Origin of the sequence: Xenorhabdus thuongxuanensis (genome assembly GCF_001908095.1) — a bacterium.
Taxonomy (GTDB): domain Bacteria; phylum Pseudomonadota; class Gammaproteobacteria; order Enterobacterales; family Enterobacteriaceae; genus Xenorhabdus; species Xenorhabdus thuongxuanensis.
Map to the genome: position 1 here is coordinate 1 of NZ_MKGR01000093.1, position 883 is coordinate 883.

At 43.6% G+C, this 883-nt stretch carries 1 protein-coding gene; it reads left to right on the plus strand.

Annotated elements, in window-relative coordinates:
• The first annotated feature begins 91 nt into the window (after nt 1-91).
• Nucleotides 92-853, plus strand: coding sequence for an IS5 family transposase (locus Xentx_RS18175; RefSeq protein WP_074021881.1), 762 nt, complete (start codon nt 92-94; stop codon nt 851-853).
• The last annotated feature ends 30 nt before the right edge of the window (nt 854-883 follow it).

An 883-nucleotide genomic window follows, 5' to 3' on the forward strand; every position in this document is an offset into this window, starting at 1 on the left:
TAGGGCGTGTTGATGTTTTGTGAGGGATTATTAGACAGCATGATGATTTGGTATAATTACTTTCGCCAAAAAACAACCAGACCTCACCATCATGCCGCGAACTATGTTAACAGATCTCCAATGGAATAAGCTATCTGCGTTAATGCAACATGCGGGTTGGATTTATCACAAACCTGAACACCGTTTGACCGTTGAAGGCATTCTTTACCGAATGAGAACGAGCGTTCCCTGGCGCGATTTACCGCCAGAATTCGGCAAATGGAATAGCGTCTTTCAACGTTTCAATGCGTGGTCAAAGAAAGGGGTTTTACAGCTCATTTTCAAGTGGTTATCTGGGTTTGCTGATAGGGAATGGTTGTTTATTGATGGGAGTATCGTCCGTGCTCATCAGCACAGTGCCGGAGCGGCTTCAGATGATGATGAGGCGATTGGCAAAAGTTGTGGTGGACGTTCAACCAAAATTCATTTGGCCGTCGATAGTTATGGATTGCCTGTTCATTTTGAATTGTCCGGGGGACAAGTGCATGACATTGTTCATGCTGAAAGTTTAGTCGAACAATCGCCCCCTTCGGACTTTGTGATAGCTGACAAAGGGTACGACAGTCAAGCTTTCAGAAATCATATTGAACAGCAAGGAGCAACGCCGATTATTCCCTACCGGAAAAATAGCCGAAAATCGGATAAACAGATTGATAAATGTTTATATCGTTATCGTCATTTGGTGGAGAATGCGTTCGCTAGGGTTAAACATTTTCGTGCAATAGCAACAAGATACGATAAGCTTGAACGGAATTACGCCAGTATGTTGGCTCTGGCGTTTATCATTGTCTGGTTGCCCATGTGGGCTGAATGAATTATGACCTTAAAACATCAACAGACCCTA

What these genes read in the sequence shown, in the direction of transcription:
- Xentx_RS18175 (WP_074021881.1), top strand. Translation starts at nt 92, where the DNA reads ATGCCGCGAACTATGTTAACAGATCTCCAATGGAATAAGCTATCTGCG.